Source organism: Paraburkholderia unamae (assembly GCF_003268775.1).
In the GTDB taxonomy this organism is placed as follows: Bacteria; Pseudomonadota; Gammaproteobacteria; order Burkholderiales; family Burkholderiaceae; genus Paraburkholderia; species Paraburkholderia unamae.
Genome location: NZ_QLSU01000006.1, coordinates 354,748 through 372,258, shown reverse-complemented (window position 1 = coordinate 372,258; position 17,511 = coordinate 354,748). Strand labels below are relative to the sequence as shown.

Below are 17,511 nucleotides of genomic sequence, written 5' to 3'. Positions count from 1 at the left end.
ACCGCTGCGCGGCCCCTAATCAACGTTGAGTACCGCGTCGCCTTCGCGCCGCAGCAGGGCGTCGCGCCGCGATTCGCCGGCTTGAGGCCAGCCGTGAAGATTCGCAGCACCCAGCTCCTTCAAACTCGCGCAACCGATTTGCGCCATCACGACATCCACCTCGCGGCGCATGATCTCGATGGCCTTGCGTACGCCGGACTGGCCGCCTGCGGCCGCCCCGTACAGCGTGGGTCTCCCGAAGGTCACGGCGCGCGCGCCGAGGCACAACGCCACGATCACGTCCGAGCCTCGGCGCACGCCGCTGTCGAGCATCAGTTCCACGCGCCCGTCCACGGCCGCCTTGATCGCAGGCAGCATCTCGAGCGGCGATGGCGCGCCGTCGAGTTGCCGCCCGCCGTGATTCGAAACGATGATTCCATCCACGCCTGCGTTCATGGCAAGCGCCGCGTCGCGATGGTGCAAGACGCCCTTCACGACGAGCTTGCCAGGCCACAGGTTGCGCACACGCTCGAGCGTGCGCCACGTCGTGGCGGGCGCGGGCGTGAGCGTGCCGTACAGGTCGGCCACGTCGCCCGCCCGCGCGCCCGGCGGCGCGTAGTTCGCCCAGTTCTTCATCATCGGCATGCCGCCGCTGCGCAGGTAGCGCAGCACCCAGAACGGGTGGCCCATCGCCTCGAACACGATGGCCGGCGAAAGCTTGAGCGGTCGCGTAAAGCCATTGCGGCGGTTGCGCTCACGATTCGAATTGACGGGCACGTCCACGGTCAACACCAGGGTTTCAAGCGCGGCGTCGCGGGCGCGGCGAACGAGATCGTCATTGATCGTGTCGTTGCGCGTGCCGTAAATCTGAAACCACGTATTGTGCGGCGCGACTTTTGCCGCTTCCTCGATCGAATCCGTGCTCGCACTCGACATCAGGTAAGGAATGTTCGCGGCTGCCGCTTCGGCCGCGAGCATCAGGTCCGCGTTCGGCCGAAAGAGGCCTGCGAGCCCGGTGGGCGAGATGCCAAAGGGACTTGCGTAGGTGCGCCCGAGCAGCGTGCAGGACTGGTCGCGGCGCGAAACATCCACGAGGTAGCGCGGCACGAGCTGATAGCGCTGAAACGCCTCGCGATTGCGCGTGAGGCAGTGCTCGTCGTCCGCACCGCCTTCGATGAAGTCGAACGCTATGCGCGGTAGCCGCTTCTTCGCCAACCGCCGCAGATCGTCGAGATTGATTGCCTTCTCGATGTCCATTCCCGTCCTCTTACGTTGTCCTGTTGATTCATTGTGTCGGGCGTTCAGGACAGCGGCAATCGAGCGGCGGCGCGGCGTTTTGCAGTGTGAACTTTTTTGCGCTGCGCAAAGGGAGAAGCGCGCGAGGCATCGCCGCGCGGCTTATGGACTATGCAGCGCAGGGAAGGGAGACGGCGTGGGGCCCTTGCGGCGCCACACTTCAGGGAGCAAAGTCAGGGCGCGGCTTCAGCTGTGCAACACGCCGCGGCGGCGGGCGCTTGCGCCATGAGCGCCTCACAGGCTTCGTCCACCCGCGCCTCGGGCAGACTGTCAGACCACGTCATGAGGCAAAGCGAGGCGACCGGCTTGCCGGGGCGGCTGAACACGGGCACGCCCACGGCATGAATGCCGGGCACCACGTCGCCGAGATTCACGCCGTAGCCGAAGGCCTGGGAGCGCCGGTACATCTGGTCCAGACTGCGCATGCGCACGTCGCCGCAGCGCGAGAGCTCCTGACGGATATTGTTTTGGCGAATGCAATTCGCTTCGGCTTCCGGCAGCGCCAGCAGAATGGAAACGCCACCCGCCGAGGTAATGAGCGGACGGCGCGTGCCCGCTTCGACCGACACCGCGCGAAGTTCCGCGTGGCCCGTGCGCATTGCGCACACGTACTCGTTGCCGCTCTTGACCATCAGGAAGGCGAGTCCGCCAAAGCGCTTCGCCACGCCCGCGAGATGCTCGCGGCAAACGTCGGGCGATGCGGCGCGGGCCGGCGCGGAAAGCGCGAGCTCCCACAACAGCGGGCCGAGCTGATAGCGCCGGTCGGACGATCGCTGCTCGACGAGGCGCTCGCGCACCAGGCAGGCGAGCAACCGGTGCGCCGAGCCCTTGTCGATGCCGCAGCGCGCCGCCAGTTCGCCGAGCCGCCAGCCGGCGCGATTGCGCGAGGCCAGCTCGCGCAGCAGGCAAACGGCGCGCTCCAGGCTCTGCGTGCCCGAGCGAGGGCGCCCCGCCTCATCGGGCGCAGACGTTTCGTCCATTGGCGCGCAAGCCGCGGCCAAACCGCCCGCCACGATCCGCTGGATCGACGTGGCGGCTATCGCGGCAGTGTCAAAGGTATCGAGTCGCATCGCATGTCCTCGCGTGGTCGCTCATTGCCGGAATAAGCAAAGCCCCCTGCCGGCGGGCGCGCCTTTCGATACTAGCGCGATGCGCTCTTTAGTACCGCTAGAGAAATCCCGCAAGCACCGGATGAACAGGCAACGGTTCACATTGCAAAACACGCGCGGCCTGCGTGCTTGTCCGCCTCGATCGCGCCATTCAATATCGGAGTCCATCTTCACGGAGGACACCATGGGCATTTCGAAGGTCTACACACAAGTCGAGCGCGTACCGGCAGCCCTTTGCGAGCGCGCCGTTCAGTTGAGCACCGCGGACGTTCACGAAGCCATGGGCCCGAACGCCCGTAGCGGCCTCATGACGCCGCGCATGCGCCCCCTGAACCGGGGACTCACGATCGCCGGGCCTGCTGTCACCGCCGTCTGCGCGCCAGGCGACAACCTGATGATGCACCGCGCGCTCTATCTCGCGCAGCGCGGCGACGTGCTGGTGGTCGTCACGCACGCGCAAAGCTCGGGCGCGCAATGGGGCGACGTAGCCGCTCATTACGCCGCCGCCAAGGGGCTTGCCGGCGTGGTGGTCCAAGGCTGCATCCGCGATACGAATACGCTTGAAAACATGCGATTTCCGGTGTGGTCCACGTTGATCTCGCCCGCGCGTCCGCTCAAGTCCGGGCACGGTGCGGTCAATACGTCCGTGTCCTGCGACGGCGTGCTCGTCCACCCCGGCGACCTCGTGATCGCGGACGGTGACGGCGTCGTCGTCGTCGCGCATGGCGAAGCGCAGACGGTCATCGACGCCGCGTTCCAGCGCATGGCGCGCGACGAAGCCGCGATCCGCGCCGTGGCCGAAGGCGCGCACCCATGGCACACGAGCGGCGCCGCGAGCGCCTATGCGCAACTCGACGTCGAGGAAATCGACGCACCCTGCCCGCGCGGCGCCTGAGCCCGCCCCATGAAAATCGCCGTTTTCGGCGCGGGCGCGGTAGGCGGCTATCTCGCCGGCCGCCTGATCGCGAGCGGCGGCCATGAGATCTCGATCGTCGCGCGCGGCGCGCATCTGGCCGCCATACGCGCCAACGGCCTCACCATCGTTTCGGGTACCGAACGATATGTCGCGCACCCGGCTGCCGCCACGCATGCCCCTGACGCGTTGCCCGAGCAGGACATCGTGTTCGTCACCCTGAAGGCGTTTGCGCAGAGCGGCGCCGCCGAGCCGATAGCGCGCCTGCGCGCGGCCTCGGGCTGGGTCGTGTTCGTCGCGAACGGCATCCCCTGGTGGTGGCGGCATGGCACCGGCCAGCCCGCTGCGTTGCCGCTCGTCGATCCGCACGCGCGCCTCTGGAGCGTCGTGCGGCCCGAGCACGCACTGGGTTGCGTCGTCTACTCGGCCAACGAAATCGTCGCCCCCGGCGTGATTCGCCACAGCGGCCAGAACCGCTGGCTGTTCGGCGAGCCGGATGCCAGGCTCAGCGGGCGTCTGCAAACCACAGCCGAACTTCTCGCGCGAGCGGGGCTCGCCGCCGAGGCGTGCACCGACCTGCGCCGCGAGATTTGGACGAAGGTGGCGCGCAACGTCCCGCTCAATGTCGTGTGTGCACTCACGCGGCTGCCCATCGATGCGCTTCGCGGCGTACCCGGCCTCCCCGACCTTTGCCTCCAGCTTGCCCGCGAGGTCGCGGCCATTGCCCACGCATGCGGCGCGGAGATCGCGGACGCGCCCGCGCGCATCGAGGCCGCGCTCGCGAGCGGCGGCGCGCCTGCGGGCACGCCGCCATGGCAGGGCGTGAAGCCTTCCATGCTGCAAGACGTCCTGCGCGGCGCCTCGCTCGAAGTGGAAGCCATCGTCGGCCAGGTCCGGCAACTCGGCGAGCAAGCCGGCGTGCCCTGTCCGGCCATCACAACCGTACTCGCGCTGTTGCGCGGTCTTGCACACGCTCCGCGGCCGGAGGACGCGGATGCCCCCGGTCTCAAGTCGCCGGCGTGATCAGCATGGTCAACTGCGGGAACACGCCGATCAGCGCGAGCACCGCTGCCATGATGAACACATAGGGCAGCGTGCCGAGCACGATGCGGCGCAGCGGCACGTCGGGCGCGACGCTGCGCACGACGAAGAGATTGAGCCCCACCGGCGGATGGATCAGCGCCATTTCCATGTTGATGACGACCACCACGCCGAACCAGATGAGATTCCAGTGGTAAGCCTGCACCACCGGCACGAGCACGGGCATCGTCACGACGATGATCGCGATCGTCTCCATGAAGCAGCCCAGAAAGATCAGCAGCAGATTGATGCTCACGAACAGCACCCACGGCGCGACATGCGCCCCCGCCACGGCCTGCGTAAGCGAAATCGCCACCTGGCTCGTGGTCATCACGTAGCCGAATACGATGGCCGAGGAAATCACGGCGAGAATCATCACGCTGCTTTGCGCGGCGTTCACGAGAATCTCGCGGAATTTCCGCCAGGTCAGCTCGCGGTACACGACACCGGCCAGAACAAGGCTCGCCACGATGCCGAGCGAGGCCGCCTCTTGCGGCGTCGCGAGACCGCGGTAGAGCGAACCGAGAATGATGAGAATGAGCAGTGCGAATGGACCGATGTCCTTGAGTGCGAGAACACGCGCCTTGAGCGGCGCGAGCGGCCGGGTGCGACCCGCGCCGCCCTGCTCGCGCCGGCGCAGCGCAAGCGCGATCTGATACACGCCGAACGCGGCCGCCATGATGGCGCCCGGCACCAGTGTCGCCACGAAGAGCCGCCCGATGGACTGCTCGGCAATCACGCTGTAGACGATCAGCGGAATGCTGGGCGGCAGGAGAATGCCGAGCGTGCCGCCGGCCGCCACCGACCCGCAAGCCTGCCCGGAAGGCACCCCGTGCCGGCGCATTTCCGACACCGCGAAGCCGCCCACGGCAGCCGCCGTCGCCACGCTCGAACCCGACACGGCGGCCATCACGCCGCAGGCCAAAGTGGTCGCCACGGCAAGACCGCCCGGCACGCCGTCGAGTATCGTCGCCATCGCGCCGTAGAGCCGCGCGCCCATGCCCGAGGCGGAAACGATCGCGCCCATGAACATGAACATAGGCACCGAAGTGAGCGTGAACGTCGCGACCGATCCCCAATACGTGCTCGCGATCAGGTTCAGTGCGTCCCACCCGCCGCCAGTCACAAAGAGCGAGACGAGCGCGACGAACAGCAGTGCAAACGCAATCGGCACGCCAAACGAGAGCACCGCGAGCAGGCCGCCGAACATGCCCGCACCGATGAAGATCTGCGTCACTTCTCCCTCCCCAGCGCGAGCTCGTCGAGCTTGTCGTGTGCGCCCGGCGCTTGCCGCGCGCCTTTGGCCGTGAAGGCGAGCGAAGCGACGCGCGCGACCTGAGCCAGCACGAGCATGGCCGAGCCGGCTACGAGACATAGATAGGGAATCCACAGCGGCAGCGAGAACATGCCCCACGACCGTTCGCCGCTCGTCCACGCATCCCACCAGAATTCGAGCGCGAGCACGGCGACCACCAACGCCACGGCGGTCGCGACCAGCGCCGCGGCGAACGCAAGAGCGCGCCGCGCGCCCTCGCCCACGCAATGCCCGAGCACATCCACCTGGAGGTGGCGCGACTGCCAGGCGAGCGCCGCCGTGCCGACGAACGTCATGTACGCCATGAGATACGTCGTCACCTCGGTCACCCAGACATCGGAGAAATGCAGTACCTCGCGCGCAAGCACGCCGTATGAGATCACCGCGACCGTGGCGATCACGGCCATGCCAACCGAAAGCTCGATGCCTTTGTAAAGCGCATCGAGCCGCCGCTCCCACCGCTCGAATGGACGCTGCATGCCCTTGCCCCTACTTGTAGAGCGCCAGGCTCTCGTCGAGCAGACGCGCCCCATCCGGCACTTCGCTTCGAAACTTCGGGAAGCTCACCTGCTGGAACAGCTTCTCCCACTGGTTCCACTCGTCGAGCATCATCTTGTGGATCTGCACCCCGTGGCTCGCGAATAGCTGCGCCACGCGCCGGTCGTCAGCTTTGGCGCCTTCGAATGCGCCCTGCTCCAGGCTCTGTCCCACATCGGTCATGATCTTCTGCTGCGCGGGCGTGAGGCGGTTCCACGTTTTCATGCTGATCGCGATGGGCTCGATCGTGTAGTAGATGCTGTACTGCTCGGGCGAGTTGTAATACTTCGCCACTTCATAGAGCCGGTAAGAGCCGAACGTGCCCGACGACGTCCACAAGCCGTCGAGCAAGCCCAGTTGCATCGCGCTATAGGTTTCGGACGAAGCCATCGACACGGTGCTCGCGCCCGCGCTCTGCAAGGCGGCCTCCATCATCTTGCCCGCGCCGCGCACCTTCTGCTGCTTCAGGTCGCCGGGCACGTTGATGGGCTTCGAGCGTGAGGCCATGCCGCCCGAGATCTGAATCCAGCAGAGCGTCTTGAAGCCGTATGCCTCGATCTTCGCCTCCAGTTCCTTCCAAGGCGCGGAAGTGCGGAACCGGTAGACGTCCTCGGGCGTCTTCCAGAGACCCGGCAGCAGGATCAGATTGAGCTGGGGAATCGCGCCGGCCGCGTAGATATACGGGTAGATAGCAAGATCCACGCTACCGTTGCGCAGCGCCGTGTGCATGTTGAGCGCCTTGACGAGCGATTCCGCAGGGAAGATGTTGATGTGGATTTTGCCGCCCGAGCGCTGCGTCACCTCCTCGGCGAACTTCTTGCCCGTGGCAACCACGTAGTCGTTCGGATCGTCGGGCCACTGGTGGGCCATTTTCAGGGTGATCGTGTCGTCCGCGCGGGCGGCGGGCAAGGTCGCGCACAGGCACAGCGCGGCGCAAGAAAGGGCGAACATCAGGTTACGAAACCGTCTCATCCGTGTCTCCTGCAATCACATGGCGTTGTTGACCGACTAACGAACCAGCGGACTGGCGCGGCCGGATCAGCGTGGCTCGCTCAGCATGCGCGCCACATGTCCGTAAATCTGCACGACGCCCGCTTCGCGAACGCCAGCCGGAAGCGCATCGAGCAGTTCCGCCACACGGCGGTTGAGCAGGCTGCGCGCGTGCCAGAGCCTGCGGGTTTCGGCTGCCTGCGCGAGGTCGGCATGGGCCGCGCGCCACGCTTCATGCTCGTCGATTGCGTGTGACAGGCCTTCGATCGACGCACCCTCGCTCGCCTGCGTGAGCAGCACCGGCGGCACGCGCCGCCCCGCGCCGCGCTGGCGTTCGAGCACGTTGCGAATATCCTGCGCCATGCGCTCGGCGCCCGGCAGGTCGGCCTTGTTGACAACCACGATGTCCGCGGTTTCGAGCACGCCCGCCTTCATCGCCTGGATCTGGTCGCCCGATTGCGGACCCATCATCAGCACGAGCGTATCGACGAGCGAGCGTGCACCCGCTTCGATCTGGCCGACGCCAACCGTCTCGATCAGGATCTCGCCGAAGCCCGCGGCCGCGATGGCGGCCAGCACGTCGGCCAGGTTATCGCTCAGACCGTCTGCGCAGCGGCCGCTAGGGAGCGAGCGGATATACACGTCGGTGCCCGCCAGCAGCGCGTCCATGCGCACGCGGTCGCCCAGCAACGCACCGGAAGACTTCGGGCTGCTCGGGTCGATGGCGACGATCGCGAGCGCCTCGCCGCGCGCGGCGCGCAGCCTGGCGAGGCGGCCGATCAGCGTGCTCTTGCCCGCGCCGGGCGGCCCCGTGAAGCCGACGCGGCGGGCCGCCGCTTGCGGCTCGTCGCGCAACGCCGCCAATGCTTCGGTTACCGAAGCATCGGCGAGACGCGAGAGGTCGCGCGCGAGCCTGCGCCGCGCGGCCAACCCGGCTTCGTCTGGCTGCACCCGCGTCTGCGCCGTGCTCATGTCGGCACCTCGGCCGCCCAGGCGGCCGTATGCTCGCCGAGCAGCGGCGGCAACCCATAGCGCGTGCGCACGCCGTCGATGCGCACGGGATTGCCGACGACCTTGAGCGGCCCCGCTTCCGACTCGATCTCGACCACCATCTCGCGCGCCTCGCTCTGCACGCTCGCGAGCGCCTCCGCGATGCTCGCGAGCCGCGAAACGACCACGCCCGACGAAGCGAGGCAATCGAGCCAGTGCTGGGTGGTTTCACGCTCGAACAGCGCCGACAAGGCCGCCAGCACTTCCGGGCGGTGCGCGCGCCGCTCGGCCATGGTCGCGAACCCCGGTTGCGTGACCCACTCGGGGCGCCCCACGCGCTGCGCGAAAATGCGCCAGAAGTTGTCGTGGGTGATGAAGACCATGAGCCAGTCGTCGCGGGTCTTGAAGAGTTGCGCCGGAACGATATACGGATGCGAGGACAGCGGGTGGCGCATGGGCGTCTCGCCGCCATTGAGCACCGCGCCTGCGAGGTAGTTCAGTTGCGAAACCATGACGTCGAACATCGCGATGTCCACCTGGCCGCCGCGTCCTTCCACGATTTTCGCCAGCAGTCCCACGGCGCCCATGATGCCGGTCGAATTGTCCACGGCCGAGTAGCCCGCCTTGGTGGGCGGCCCGCCCGGATCGCCCGTGAGATTCATGATGCCGGTGAGCGCCTGAATCACATAGTCATACGCGGGCAGGTCCGCATGCGGGCTGTCGAGCCCGAAGCCGGTGAGCGCCACGCACACGATGCGCTCGTTGAACGCGCGCAGATGCTCGTAGGTAAGGCCCAGCCTGCGTATGGCCTGAGGCCGCAGGTTGGTCACGAGCGCGTGCGCGTCGCGCGCGAGCGCCGCCAGCGAGCGCCGTCCGCTTTCGCTCGCGAGATCGAGCACGACGCTTTCCTTGCTGCGGTTCAAGCTTGCGAAATACGCGTTGTGCGGGCCAATCGAATGCGGGCTGATCGCGCGGCCGATATCGCCCTCGGGCGGTTCGATCTTGATGACCTGCGCGCCGAGGTCGGCCAGCAGCATCGCGCAGTAAGGGCCCATCAGCATGTGCCCGACTTCGATCACGCGGATGCCCGCGAGCGGGCCGCCTTGCGCCGCGCGCGAATGCGCGTTCATCGCAGCACCTTCGCCACGGCGTCGATCACGTCGTCGAGCGGCATGTCGCTCGTGAACACGCCGCGAATGCCCGCGCGCAGGAAGGCCGCACGGTCATCGGCCGGAATCGTGCCGCCCACGAACACGGGAATATCGCCCGCACCGCTTTGCGCGAGCAACGCCACGGTACGCGCGACGAGTTCGTTGTGGCTGCCCGATAGAATGGAGAGGCCGACGGCGTCGACGTCTTCGTCCACGGCGACCCGCACGATATAGTCAGGACTCTTTCGCAATCCCGTGTAGATCACGCTTGCGCCGGCGTCGCGCAGCGCGAGGGCGATCACCTTGGCACCGATGTCATGACCGTCGAGACCCGGCTTCGCAACCAGGATGCGCTTGCCCTTGAGCGGGGTGGCGCTGGTGCCCGCCCGCTGCGCGGCGCCCGCCGCGGGTGCTGCTTGATCCAGTGCGTTCATAGATGTACCGGCTCCTCGAATTCGCCCCACTGCGCCTTCAGTTGCGCGACCATCTCGCCGACCGTTGCATAGGCATGGCAGCAGTCGACGAGATACGGCATCAGGTTGCCTTCCTCGCGCGCCGCCACCTCGCCAAGCGCCGCGAGCGTTTTGCGCGCCTCGGCCTCGTTGCGCGTGTCGCGCAGGCGCTCGAAGCGCTCGAGAACCGTCGCGCTCGCCTGCGGATTGAGGTGAAAGAGTTCGCCCGGCTGCTCGGCCTGGTCCTCGCGCCTGAAGCAGTTCTGGCCCACCACGATCCGCTCCTGCGCGTCCGTGTCGCGCTTGCGCTGCAACGCGCTCTGCGCGATGCGCAATTGCAGCCAGCCGTCTTCGATCGCCTTCACCGCGCCACCGTAGTCATCAATCTCGGACATCAGCTCGCGCACGCGCGCCTCGCTGCGGTCGGTCAGCTCCTCAACGAAGTACGAACCGCCGAGCGGGTCCACCGAACGGGCAATGCCGCTTTCGTAGCCGATGATCTGTTGCGTGCGCAACGCTATTTCGGCCGAAAACTCGGTAGGGATCTGGAACGCTTCGTCATACGCGCAGGTGAACACCGACTGCGCCCCGCCCATCACCGCCGCACAGGTTTCGATGGCTACCCGCACGATGTTGTTATAGGGCTGCGCGGAAGTCAGCGAAGAACCGCCGCACACCACGCCGAAGCGGAACATCTGTGCCTTTTCGTCGTCCACGCCGTAGCGCTCCTTGATCAGCCGCGCCCACACGCGCCGCCCTGCCCGGAACTTCGCCACTTCCTCGAACAGGTCCATGTGGACGTAGAAGAAAAAGCTCAATCGCCGCGCGAATTTCGCCACATCGCCGCCGCGCGCCACGACGGCATCGACATAGGCGAGCCCGTTGGCGAGCGTATAGGCCATTTCTTCCACTGCCGTGCAGCCCGCGTCGCGCATGTGCGCGCCCGCGATGGAGATAGGGTTGAAGCGCGGCGACACGTCGTTCGAGTAGAGGATCGAGTCGGCGATCAGGCGCATCGAGGGGCGCACCGGGAAGATCCACGTTCCGCGTGCGACATATTCCTTGAGGATGTCGTTCTGTATCGTTCCGGTGAGCTTCTCTCGCGGCACGCCCTGCTTGTCGGCGCAGGCCACGTACATGGCGTAGATCATCGCGGCGGTGCCGTTGATCGTGAACGACGTCGAAATGCGGCTCAGGTCGATGCCCTTGAACAGTAACTCCATTTCGGAGAGGTTCGAAAGCGACACCCCCACCTTGCCGATTTCCGAACGCGCCATGGCGTCCTCGGGATCGAGGCCGCATTGAGTGGGCAAGTCGAGCGCGACGGAAAGTCCTGTCTGCCCTTGCTGGAGCAAAAATCGATAGCGCTCATTCGACTCTTCCGCCGTGCCGAAACCCGAGTACTGGCGCATCGTCCAGAGCCGGCCGCGATAGCCGTCGGGAAAAATGCCGCGCGTGAACGGGAAACGGCCAGGCTCGCCGATGCGCGCATGCGGGTCTTCCTGTGCCGGCCCCGCGACCACCGGCACGCGCAGCCCGGAGGGCGTGCGATCCGGGTATGGCACGCTCATCGCTTCGTCGAGTTCCGCTGTACTTGACTTCACTTCATGCACTCCCCAAGAACTCGCCAGCCGCATCGTGGCCGGGCTTGCTCGCCTCGAAGCCGCTCTCGCGGTCCTATGTGCTCGCGCCGTGCGCTGGTGCGCGCCGTCGCTCCAGGAACTGCTGCGCCCGCGCCCAGTGCTCCGGCGCAATCCAGGTCGCGGCGAACGCGTCGCGCTCGGCATCGCGCATCGCCTGCCACGCAACGCGCCGATGCGCGTTCGCCAGTTGCTTGATGGCGCGCAAGACGTGCGGCGGGCGCGCGGTGAAGGGCGCGACGAAGCTCGCCACGAGCGCGTCGAGCGGCTGTGTGTCGCCGCAGACCTCGTCGATCAGCCCGAGCGCTTGCGCCTCGCGTGGCTCCATCGCCTGCGCGGCGGCCAGCACGCGCATGGCGCGCGAAGCGCCAAGCAGTGCGAAAAGATCGGCCGCGCCGCTGAAACCCGTGGTGATCGCAAGCGTTGCCTGGATAAAACCGATCGCGGCGTGCGGCGCGGCCACGCGGTAGTCGCAAGCCATGGCCAGTTCCGCCCCGCCGCCGAGCGCGCTGCCGTTGAGCGCGGCGATCACCGGCACGGGCGTGGCGCGAATGGCGTCGAGCGTGGCGGCGGCGTGGTCGAACAGCGCGATCGCATCGGCCTCGCTGCGCAGCGTGTCGAATTCGCGCAAGTCGCCGCCCGCCGCGAACGAACGATCGCCCGCGCCCGAGAGCACCACCGCGTGCAGCGCTTCGTCGCGCGCCGCGTGCGCAAACGTTTCACGCAATGCCGCCAGTGTCGCCCGGCTCAACGCGTTGCGCTTCTCCGCGCGATTGATCGTCACGTACAGGACGCCGTCGCGCATGTGGCTGACAACCAGGCGTTCGGCATCGCTCATCGGCGTTGCTCCCTGATTGCGTGCTCACCATGAAGCGCCCCACTCATGGGTTGCCTCGCTCGATATCGCGCTGTACGTCGAGCAGAAGCCCCGCAACGCGCTCGATGACCGCTTCCATGCGATGGCGCGGCCCGGCCACCGCAATGCCGAGCACGTCGCGATTCACGTTCACGGGAACCGCAACCGCGTAGACGTCGCTCACACTTTCGCCGCGCGTCACGAAGTAGCCGTGCTCGCGCGCCTGAGCGATTTCCTCGAACAAGGCCTCATGCGAAGTCACGGTGTGATCCGTGACGGCGGGCAACGGCGCTTGCGCGAGCTGGCGGCGCAGTTCCTCGGGCGCCACACGGCCCAGCATGGCTTTGCCTATCGATGTCGAATGCAATGGCTTCAGCGCGCCCGCCGCCGAGCTGTAGCGAATGGTTTGCGGCCCTTCGAGCACGCGCAGATAAACAATCTCGTCGTGCTGGCGCTTGCCGACGATAACGGTTTCCTGAGTCGCGTCGCGCAGCGTTTCCAGAAAGGGCTCCAGCCGCTCCAGATAGGGATCGTGCGCCATGATCTTTTCCGCCATGTCATACAGGCGGCGCGTGGGAAAGAGGTCCTTTCGGCGGCTCGTGAGGTAGAGGTAGCCGCGCTCCATCAGCACACGCACGATGCCGTGACTGGTGCTGACCGGCAGCCCCGCTGCCTGCGAGAGCTCGCTCAATGTCATGGGCCGCCCCTCGGCCTCGAAGGCTTCGAAAATTCCCAATGCTCGGTCGGTAGGCTTCATTTTTCGAAATGGCGAAAAGTAATTTGCTATTTCGAATTCAGTATAGGCACAACTCGCTGGAAGTCCCAAAGTTTCGATACCTGGTGGATTACCTGGTCAATGCGCTGCAATTGCATGTTGCAGCGCGACACGCGTGCGAGCGGTCTTCTCAACCCCGCATCAAAACAGGCTTTGCGCCGGGCTGTCCGTCACGACCTGCCAAACCAGCAGCAGATTCAATGCGACGACGATCGCAACGCACGCCCACGCAAGGGCAAGCGGAATGCGCTTGATGCGGAATGCCCCCATGAGGCCCGCGTCGGCGGCAAAGCGCACGAGCGGAACGACGGCAAACGGCAGCTGAATACTCAACACGACCTGACTGGCAATGAGCAGTTGATTCGACCCGTGCTCGCCAAACGCGCTCACGGCGAGCAGTGCGGGACCGATCGCGAGCGTTCGGGTCAGCAGCGCACGCGCCCACGGCGCGCTTCTCAATTGCAGGAAGCCTTCCATCACCGCCTGTCCGGCCAGCGTGCCGGTGACCGTCGCGTTCAGTCCGCACGCCAGCAGCGCGGCCGCGAAAACAAGGCTTGCCCAGTGGCTGCCGACAAGCGGCGCAATCAGGCGATGGGCCTCGGCCAGGTCGCTGACTTCGTCATGGCCGCTCGCGTGGAACACGGCCGCGGCCACGATCAACAGCGCGGCATTCACGAGAAAGGCGAGGCTGAGGGAAATCAGCGTGTCGGCATTGACGGCTTTGATGGCCTTCGAGACCAAGCGGTCATCGCGCCCGAGGGCGTGATTTTTCACGAGCGCGGAGTGGAGGTAGAGGTTGTGCGGCATCACCGTCGCGCCCAACATGCCGGCGGCCAGCCACAGCATGCCGGGGTCGCGCAGCAGCGCGGCCGGCGGCACGAGCCCGGCCACCGCGCGATGCCATGACGGGCTCGCCAGCGCCAGTTCGATCACGAAGCAGCACGCCACAAAGAAAATCAGCGCGGTGACGGCGGTTTGCAATGGCGCGCGGCCACGACGCTGAAGTGAGAGCATCGCAAAGGTCCCGATGGCGGAAAGCATTACGCCAGCCGAAAGCGATACGCCCAGCAATAGCTGCAACGCGACCGCGCTGCCGACGACCTCCGCAACGTCGCACGCGATGATCGCAATCTCGCAGCCGAGCCAAAGCATGATCGTTAAGCGCGGACTGTAGCGCTCGCGGCACAACTGCGCGAGATCTTTCCCGGTTACCACGCCGACTTTCGAAGCCAGCCATTGCAGCAGCAGGCCCATCAAACTCGACGCGAATACGACGCTCAGCAATTGATAACCGTATTTCGCCCCGCCTCCCAGCGCCGTGGCCCAGTTCCCGGGGTCCATATAGCCAACCGCGACCAGGGCGCCCGCGCCGCGCAAGGAGAACCAGCGCGTGCGCGCGCGTAGCGAGCGGCGTAGCCACGCGCTGGCGCGAGCGTTGTTGCACGGCGCACGTACAGCAGCGTCCGCGCCCTCCAAAGGCAGTGACCGGTTGCTCATGCGCTTGCGCGAGCCGAATCGGCGCCGATCTGCACGCCGGCCATCTCTTCGACGACCAGGGCGATCGCTGAATGATCCATTCCGCCACGACCTTGATCGACCCCGTGCTTCCAAAGCGCATGAACGGCCGCCCCGACATGCGCGGGCGCGTGCGCGTCGCGCGCCATGGCAAGCGCGATGCCCACGTCCTTGAGCATGAGCGCCATCGAAAAGCCTGGTTCGAACTTTCTGGAAAGAATCTGCTGGGGGAACTTGGTTTCGCTCGCGGCGCTGCGCCCGCTACCTGCGTTAATGACATCGAGCAGCGTTTGCGCGTCTACGCCCAGCTTCACGCCCAGCGCCATCGCCTCGGACGTGATGGCGAGCGTCGTCGCCGTGATGAGATTATTCAGCGCCTTGGCGGTGTGGCCCGCCCCAATGGCGCCCATGTGAAACACCTGCGCGCCAATCGCCTGCAAGACCGGCATGGCCTGCCGCAGCACTGCCGCGTCGCCTCCGGCCATGATCGTGAGGGCGCCGGTCTCGGCCTTTTGCACGCCGCCGCTCACCGGCGCATCGAGCATCAGGATGCCGCGCTGCCCGAGCGCACCGGCGATCTCTTTCGTGACCGACGGCACCGAAGTCGTCACGTCGATCAGGAGGCTGCTGCGGGTCATGCCACTGGCCAGCCCGCCTTCGTCCAGCACGACACGCCTGACGATGTCGGCATCGGGAAGAACAGTGAGGACGACGTCATGTTCCGAACCGAGACTTCGAAGGTTGGCGTAGGGCGTCGCGCCGCGTGCCGCCAGCGCTTGTGCCCGGCTCCCATCGGTGTCGAAAACGCCGATACGGTGGCCCGTATCCAGCAGCCTTCCGGCGATGCGCCCGCCCATTTGCCCCAGCCCCACAACTGCAATACGCTGTTTCATGATTGCCCCTGACACGTTGTATGAATCCGCTTTTCAGCCCTGCGATTCCGGCAGCCGGATCAACAGACCGTCCATGCCGTCGCAGACCTTGAGTTGACAGGTGAGCCGCGATCCCTCGGCGCGCATGTACGCGAAGTCGAGCAGGTCGACTTCGACTGCTTCGGCAGGCGCGATCCGATCACGCCACGCTTCGTCGACATACCCGTGGCAGGTGGCGCAAGTGCATGCGCCGCCGCAATCCGCGTCTATGCCTCTCACGCCGTTCTGGACCGCGGCCTCCATGACGGATTGGCCCGCCTCCGCGCTCACTTCGCGTTGCTTGCCGCCTGGCTCGATAAAAATGATGGTGGGCATCACGGTGCTCCCGCTTCAATTGATCAATGCGCTTTGTCCCGACAACGAAACATCGGCCAACGCCACGTTCGGATTTTCGATTTCGTGCGCAACGGGGCTACACCCGGCTTCCAGCCACCGCTTTGCGCTCATGAAGGCTTTCGTGTCGTTGATGGCGTCCACCGCCAGCAAGCGAGGGCCCTCGTAGTACCAGACGGAGCGCGCCGCCCCCTGTGCCTTGCGCACGGCAACGTGCGTGTAGCCGAGATTCAGGCCGGCGATTTGCAGCCGGGTCGAATACTGATCGGACCAGAACCACGGAACCGGCCGATATTCGACGCTCTCGCCAACGATCGCACGCGCCACGGCTTCGGCCATATCAACCGCGTTTTGAACGGACTCGAGCCGTACCCGCTGGCCCCGATACGGAAAGCGCGCGCAGTCGCCAGCCGCATAGATGAAGGGGTCGATCGTGCGTCCCGATCCGTCAACCACGATGCCGTTGTCCACCAGCAAGTGCGCCTGCCCGGCGAGACCCGTTTCGGGCACCACGCCGATGCCCGCCACCACGACGTCCGGCTCGATCGAAACGCCATTGGACAGGCGCGCGGCAATCATCCCGTTCTCGCCCTGCTCCAGCCGCGTCAACGCCACGCCTTCGTGCATACGCACACCATTGGCCTCATGCAGCGCCCTGAAATATGCGGCGGTTTCCGCGCAAGCCACGCGCGAGAGAATTCGCTGGTCGCGCTCGATGACGGTGACCCGCATGCCGAGATTCCTCGCCACCGCCGCCGTTTCGAGCCCGATAAAGCCGCCGCCCACCACGAGCAGGTGCCGGTCTCGCACCAGGCTCTCGCGCAGTGCCTCTGCATCGGCAAGCGTGCGAAACAGGTGGACTTTCGGCGCCCTCGCGCCATGAACCACGGGCAAGCACCGAGGGCGCGCACCCGTTGCGAGTATCAGATGGTCATAGCCGAGCACCCCGCCGTCGGCCAACTCGACGTGTTTCTCCTCGCGGTGGATCGCGACGACGGGGCAATCCACCCGCAACCGTATGCGCTCGCTCTCGTAAAGGTCACGGCTTTTGATCAGCAGGCGCGCGGCGTCCCCGTCACCGTTCAGATATTTCTTCGACAACGGCGGGCGGTGATAGGGCAAATGCGGTTCGCCACCGGCTATGGTGATCTCGCCAGCGTAGCCAAGCGCCCGCAGCTTGAACGCACAAGATACACCCGCCTGCCCCGCCCCGACGATGACGACACCTCCGTTCGGGTTCCTCATGATTTCCCGGCGCTTTCCATGTCTGCGATCACCTCCTGCACTATCCGAAAGCTGTCGACCGCCGCCGGCACACCGCAATACACCATGACCTGCATGAACACCTCTCGCAGTTCTTCGCGGGTCCACCCGTTATTGATCGCGCCTCGCACATGCGCCTTCAGTTCGGTCATGCGGCCGAGCGCCGAGATCATGCCGAGATTGAGCAGCGAACGATCCCGGCGGCTCAGCCCGGGGCGATTCCAGATTTCGTCCCAGCAATACTCGGTGACGAGTTGTTGCATCGGCCAGTTGTATTCCGTCGCGCTGTCAAGCGCCTTCGCCACGTATTCGTCGCCGAGCACCGCACGCCGCGTTGCCAGTCCTCGTTCGAATTTCTCGCTTCGCTTTGCTTCGTTCATGTCGC

At 66.1% G+C, this 17,511-nt stretch carries 18 protein-coding genes; 2 read left to right on the top strand and 16 right to left on the bottom strand.

Translation table 11 applies throughout. From position 1 onward, the window contains the following. Positions 1-15: 15 nt before the first annotated feature. Positions 16-1,236, bottom strand: coding sequence for an alpha-hydroxy acid oxidase (locus C7401_RS13090; RefSeq protein WP_112171798.1), 1,221 nt, complete (start codon positions 1,234-1,236; stop codon positions 16-18). A gap of 212 nt (positions 1,237-1,448) precedes the next feature. After that, the gene (locus tag C7401_RS13085) at positions 1,449-2,345 is read right to left on the bottom strand and encodes an IclR family transcriptional regulator (RefSeq protein ID WP_112171797.1); all 897 of its coding nucleotides are present in this window, start codon (positions 2,343-2,345) and stop codon (positions 1,449-1,451) included. Positions 2,346-2,568: 223 nt separating this feature from the next. Between C7401_RS13085 and C7401_RS44945 the strand changes: the two genes are divergently transcribed. Continuing rightward, positions 2,569-3,279, top strand: coding sequence for a 4-carboxy-4-hydroxy-2-oxoadipate aldolase/oxaloacetate decarboxylase (locus C7401_RS44945; RefSeq protein ID WP_181565575.1), 711 nt, complete (start codon positions 2,569-2,571; stop codon positions 3,277-3,279). A 9-nt stretch (positions 3,280-3,288) separates the two neighbouring features. After that, on the top strand, positions 3,289-4,320 hold the full coding sequence (locus C7401_RS13075) for a ketopantoate reductase family protein (RefSeq protein ID WP_112171796.1): 1,032 nt from the start codon (positions 3,289-3,291) through the stop codon (positions 4,318-4,320). On the opposite strand, the gene C7401_RS13070 is transcribed toward C7401_RS13075, so the two are convergent. The 14 genes from C7401_RS13070 to C7401_RS13005 all read right to left on the bottom strand — a co-directional run bounded on the left by C7401_RS13070 (position 4,304) and on the right by C7401_RS13005 (position 17,506). Further along, positions 4,304-5,614 carry a TRAP transporter large permease gene (locus C7401_RS13070; RefSeq protein ID WP_112171795.1) on the bottom strand — a complete coding sequence of 437 codons (1,311 nt, stop codon included), beginning with the start codon at positions 5,612-5,614 and terminating at the stop codon, positions 4,304-4,306. The two genes, C7401_RS13075 and C7401_RS13070, sit on opposite strands and share 17 nt — an antisense overlap. Further along, positions 5,611-6,171, bottom strand: a complete 561-nt coding sequence (locus tag C7401_RS13065) for a TRAP transporter small permease (RefSeq protein WP_112171794.1) — start codon at positions 6,169-6,171, stop codon at positions 5,611-5,613. The genes C7401_RS13070 and C7401_RS13065 overlap by 4 nt, the downstream gene beginning before the upstream one ends. 10 nt (positions 6,172-6,181) lie before the next feature. After that, on the bottom strand, positions 6,182-7,201 hold the full coding sequence (dctP, locus tag C7401_RS13060) for a TRAP transporter substrate-binding protein DctP (protein WP_112171793.1): 1,020 nt from the start codon (positions 7,199-7,201) through the stop codon (positions 6,182-6,184). Positions 7,202-7,267: 66 nt separating this feature from the next. Beyond that, positions 7,268-8,191, bottom strand: a complete 924-nt coding sequence (locus C7401_RS13055; RefSeq protein WP_112171792.1) for a GTP-binding protein — start codon at positions 8,189-8,191, stop codon at positions 7,268-7,270. Beyond that, entirely contained in the window at positions 8,188-9,339 is a 1,152-nt protein-coding gene (locus C7401_RS13050; protein WP_112171791.1) for a CaiB/BaiF CoA transferase family protein, read from the bottom strand. The genes C7401_RS13055 and C7401_RS13050 overlap by 4 nt, the downstream gene beginning before the upstream one ends. Next, positions 9,336-9,794, bottom strand: coding sequence for a cobalamin B12-binding domain-containing protein (locus tag C7401_RS13045; protein ID WP_224045232.1), 459 nt, complete (start codon positions 9,792-9,794; stop codon positions 9,336-9,338). The genes C7401_RS13050 and C7401_RS13045 overlap by 4 nt, the downstream gene beginning before the upstream one ends. After that, positions 9,791-11,416: an acyl-CoA mutase large subunit family protein gene (locus tag C7401_RS13040; RefSeq protein ID WP_112171847.1), complete on the bottom strand. Its 1,626-nt coding sequence runs from the start codon at positions 11,414-11,416 to the stop codon at positions 9,791-9,793. The genes C7401_RS13045 and C7401_RS13040 overlap by 4 nt, the downstream gene beginning before the upstream one ends. Positions 11,417-11,489: 73 nt before the next feature. Continuing rightward, complete coding sequence (locus tag C7401_RS13035; protein WP_112171790.1) at positions 11,490-12,290, bottom strand: enoyl-CoA hydratase/isomerase family protein; 801 nt, start codon at positions 12,288-12,290, stop codon at positions 11,490-11,492. A 43-nt stretch (positions 12,291-12,333) separates the two neighbouring features. After that, positions 12,334-13,065, bottom strand: a complete 732-nt coding sequence (locus C7401_RS13030) for an IclR family transcriptional regulator (RefSeq protein ID WP_112171789.1) — start codon at positions 13,063-13,065, stop codon at positions 12,334-12,336. A 159-nt stretch (positions 13,066-13,224) separates the two neighbouring features. Then, positions 13,225-14,580: an Nramp family divalent metal transporter gene (locus C7401_RS13025; RefSeq protein ID WP_112171788.1), complete on the bottom strand. Its 1,356-nt coding sequence runs from the start codon at positions 14,578-14,580 to the stop codon at positions 13,225-13,227. Then, a complete protein-coding gene (locus C7401_RS13020) occupies positions 14,577-15,491 on the bottom strand; it encodes an NAD(P)-dependent oxidoreductase (protein WP_112171787.1) in 915 nt (304 codons plus the stop codon). Before C7401_RS13020 ends, C7401_RS13025 begins: the two co-directional genes overlap by 4 nt. Before the next feature lie 33 nt (positions 15,492-15,524). After that, complete coding sequence (locus C7401_RS13015; RefSeq protein WP_112171786.1) at positions 15,525-15,845, bottom strand: 2Fe-2S iron-sulfur cluster-binding protein; 321 nt, start codon at positions 15,843-15,845, stop codon at positions 15,525-15,527. Between the two features lie 15 nt (positions 15,846-15,860). Then, positions 15,861-17,186 (bottom strand): NAD(P)/FAD-dependent oxidoreductase, encoded by a 1,326-nt coding sequence (locus C7401_RS13010; protein WP_220092819.1) that lies wholly within the window; start codon positions 17,184-17,186, stop codon positions 15,861-15,863. After that, positions 17,105-17,506, bottom strand: a complete 402-nt coding sequence (locus C7401_RS13005; protein ID WP_112171784.1) for a carboxymuconolactone decarboxylase family protein — start codon at positions 17,504-17,506, stop codon at positions 17,105-17,107. Before C7401_RS13005 ends, C7401_RS13010 begins: the two co-directional genes overlap by 82 nt. Positions 17,507-17,511 lie beyond the last annotated feature (5 nt).

Excerpts from the sequence above, each read along its gene's own strand:
- C7401_RS13090 (WP_112171798.1), bottom strand. The coding sequence starts at position 1,236 with ATGGACATCGAGAAGGCAATCAATCTCGACGATCTGCGGCGGTTGGCG.
- C7401_RS13085 (WP_112171797.1), bottom strand. The coding sequence starts at position 2,345 with ATGCGACTCGATACCTTTGACACTGCCGCGATAGCCGCCACGTCGATC.
- C7401_RS44945 (WP_181565575.1), top strand. The coding sequence starts at position 2,569 with ATGGGCATTTCGAAGGTCTACACACAAGTCGAGCGCGTACCGGCAGCC.
- C7401_RS13075 (WP_112171796.1), top strand. The coding sequence starts at position 3,289 with ATGAAAATCGCCGTTTTCGGCGCGGGCGCGGTAGGCGGCTATCTCGCC.
- C7401_RS13065 (WP_112171794.1), bottom strand. The coding sequence starts at position 6,171 with ATGCAGCGTCCATTCGAGCGGTGGGAGCGGCGGCTCGATGCGCTTTAC.
- dctP (WP_112171793.1), bottom strand. The coding sequence starts at position 7,201 with ATGAGACGGTTTCGTAACCTGATGTTCGCCCTTTCTTGCGCCGCGCTG.
- C7401_RS13055 (WP_112171792.1), bottom strand. The coding sequence starts at position 8,191 with ATGAGCACGGCGCAGACGCGGGTGCAGCCAGACGAAGCCGGGTTGGCC.
- C7401_RS13050 (WP_112171791.1), bottom strand. The coding sequence starts at position 9,339 with ATGAACGCGCATTCGCGCGCGGCGCAAGGCGGCCCGCTCGCGGGCATC.
- C7401_RS13045 (WP_224045232.1), bottom strand. The coding sequence starts at position 9,794 with ATGAACGCACTGGATCAAGCAGCACCCGCGGCGGGCGCCGCGCAGCGG.
- C7401_RS13035 (WP_112171790.1), bottom strand. The coding sequence starts at position 12,290 with ATGAGCGATGCCGAACGCCTGGTTGTCAGCCACATGCGCGACGGCGTC.
- C7401_RS13030 (WP_112171789.1), bottom strand. The coding sequence starts at position 13,065 with ATGAAGCCTACCGACCGAGCATTGGGAATTTTCGAAGCCTTCGAGGCC.
- C7401_RS13025 (WP_112171788.1), bottom strand. The coding sequence starts at position 14,580 with ATGAGCAACCGGTCACTGCCTTTGGAGGGCGCGGACGCTGCTGTACGT.
- C7401_RS13020 (WP_112171787.1), bottom strand. The coding sequence starts at position 15,491 with ATGAAACAGCGTATTGCAGTTGTGGGGCTGGGGCAAATGGGCGGGCGC.
- C7401_RS13015 (WP_112171786.1), bottom strand. The coding sequence starts at position 15,845 with ATGCCCACCATCATTTTTATCGAGCCAGGCGGCAAGCAACGCGAAGTG.
- C7401_RS13005 (WP_112171784.1), bottom strand. The coding sequence starts at position 17,506 with ATGAACGAAGCAAAGCGAAGCGAGAAATTCGAACGAGGACTGGCAACG.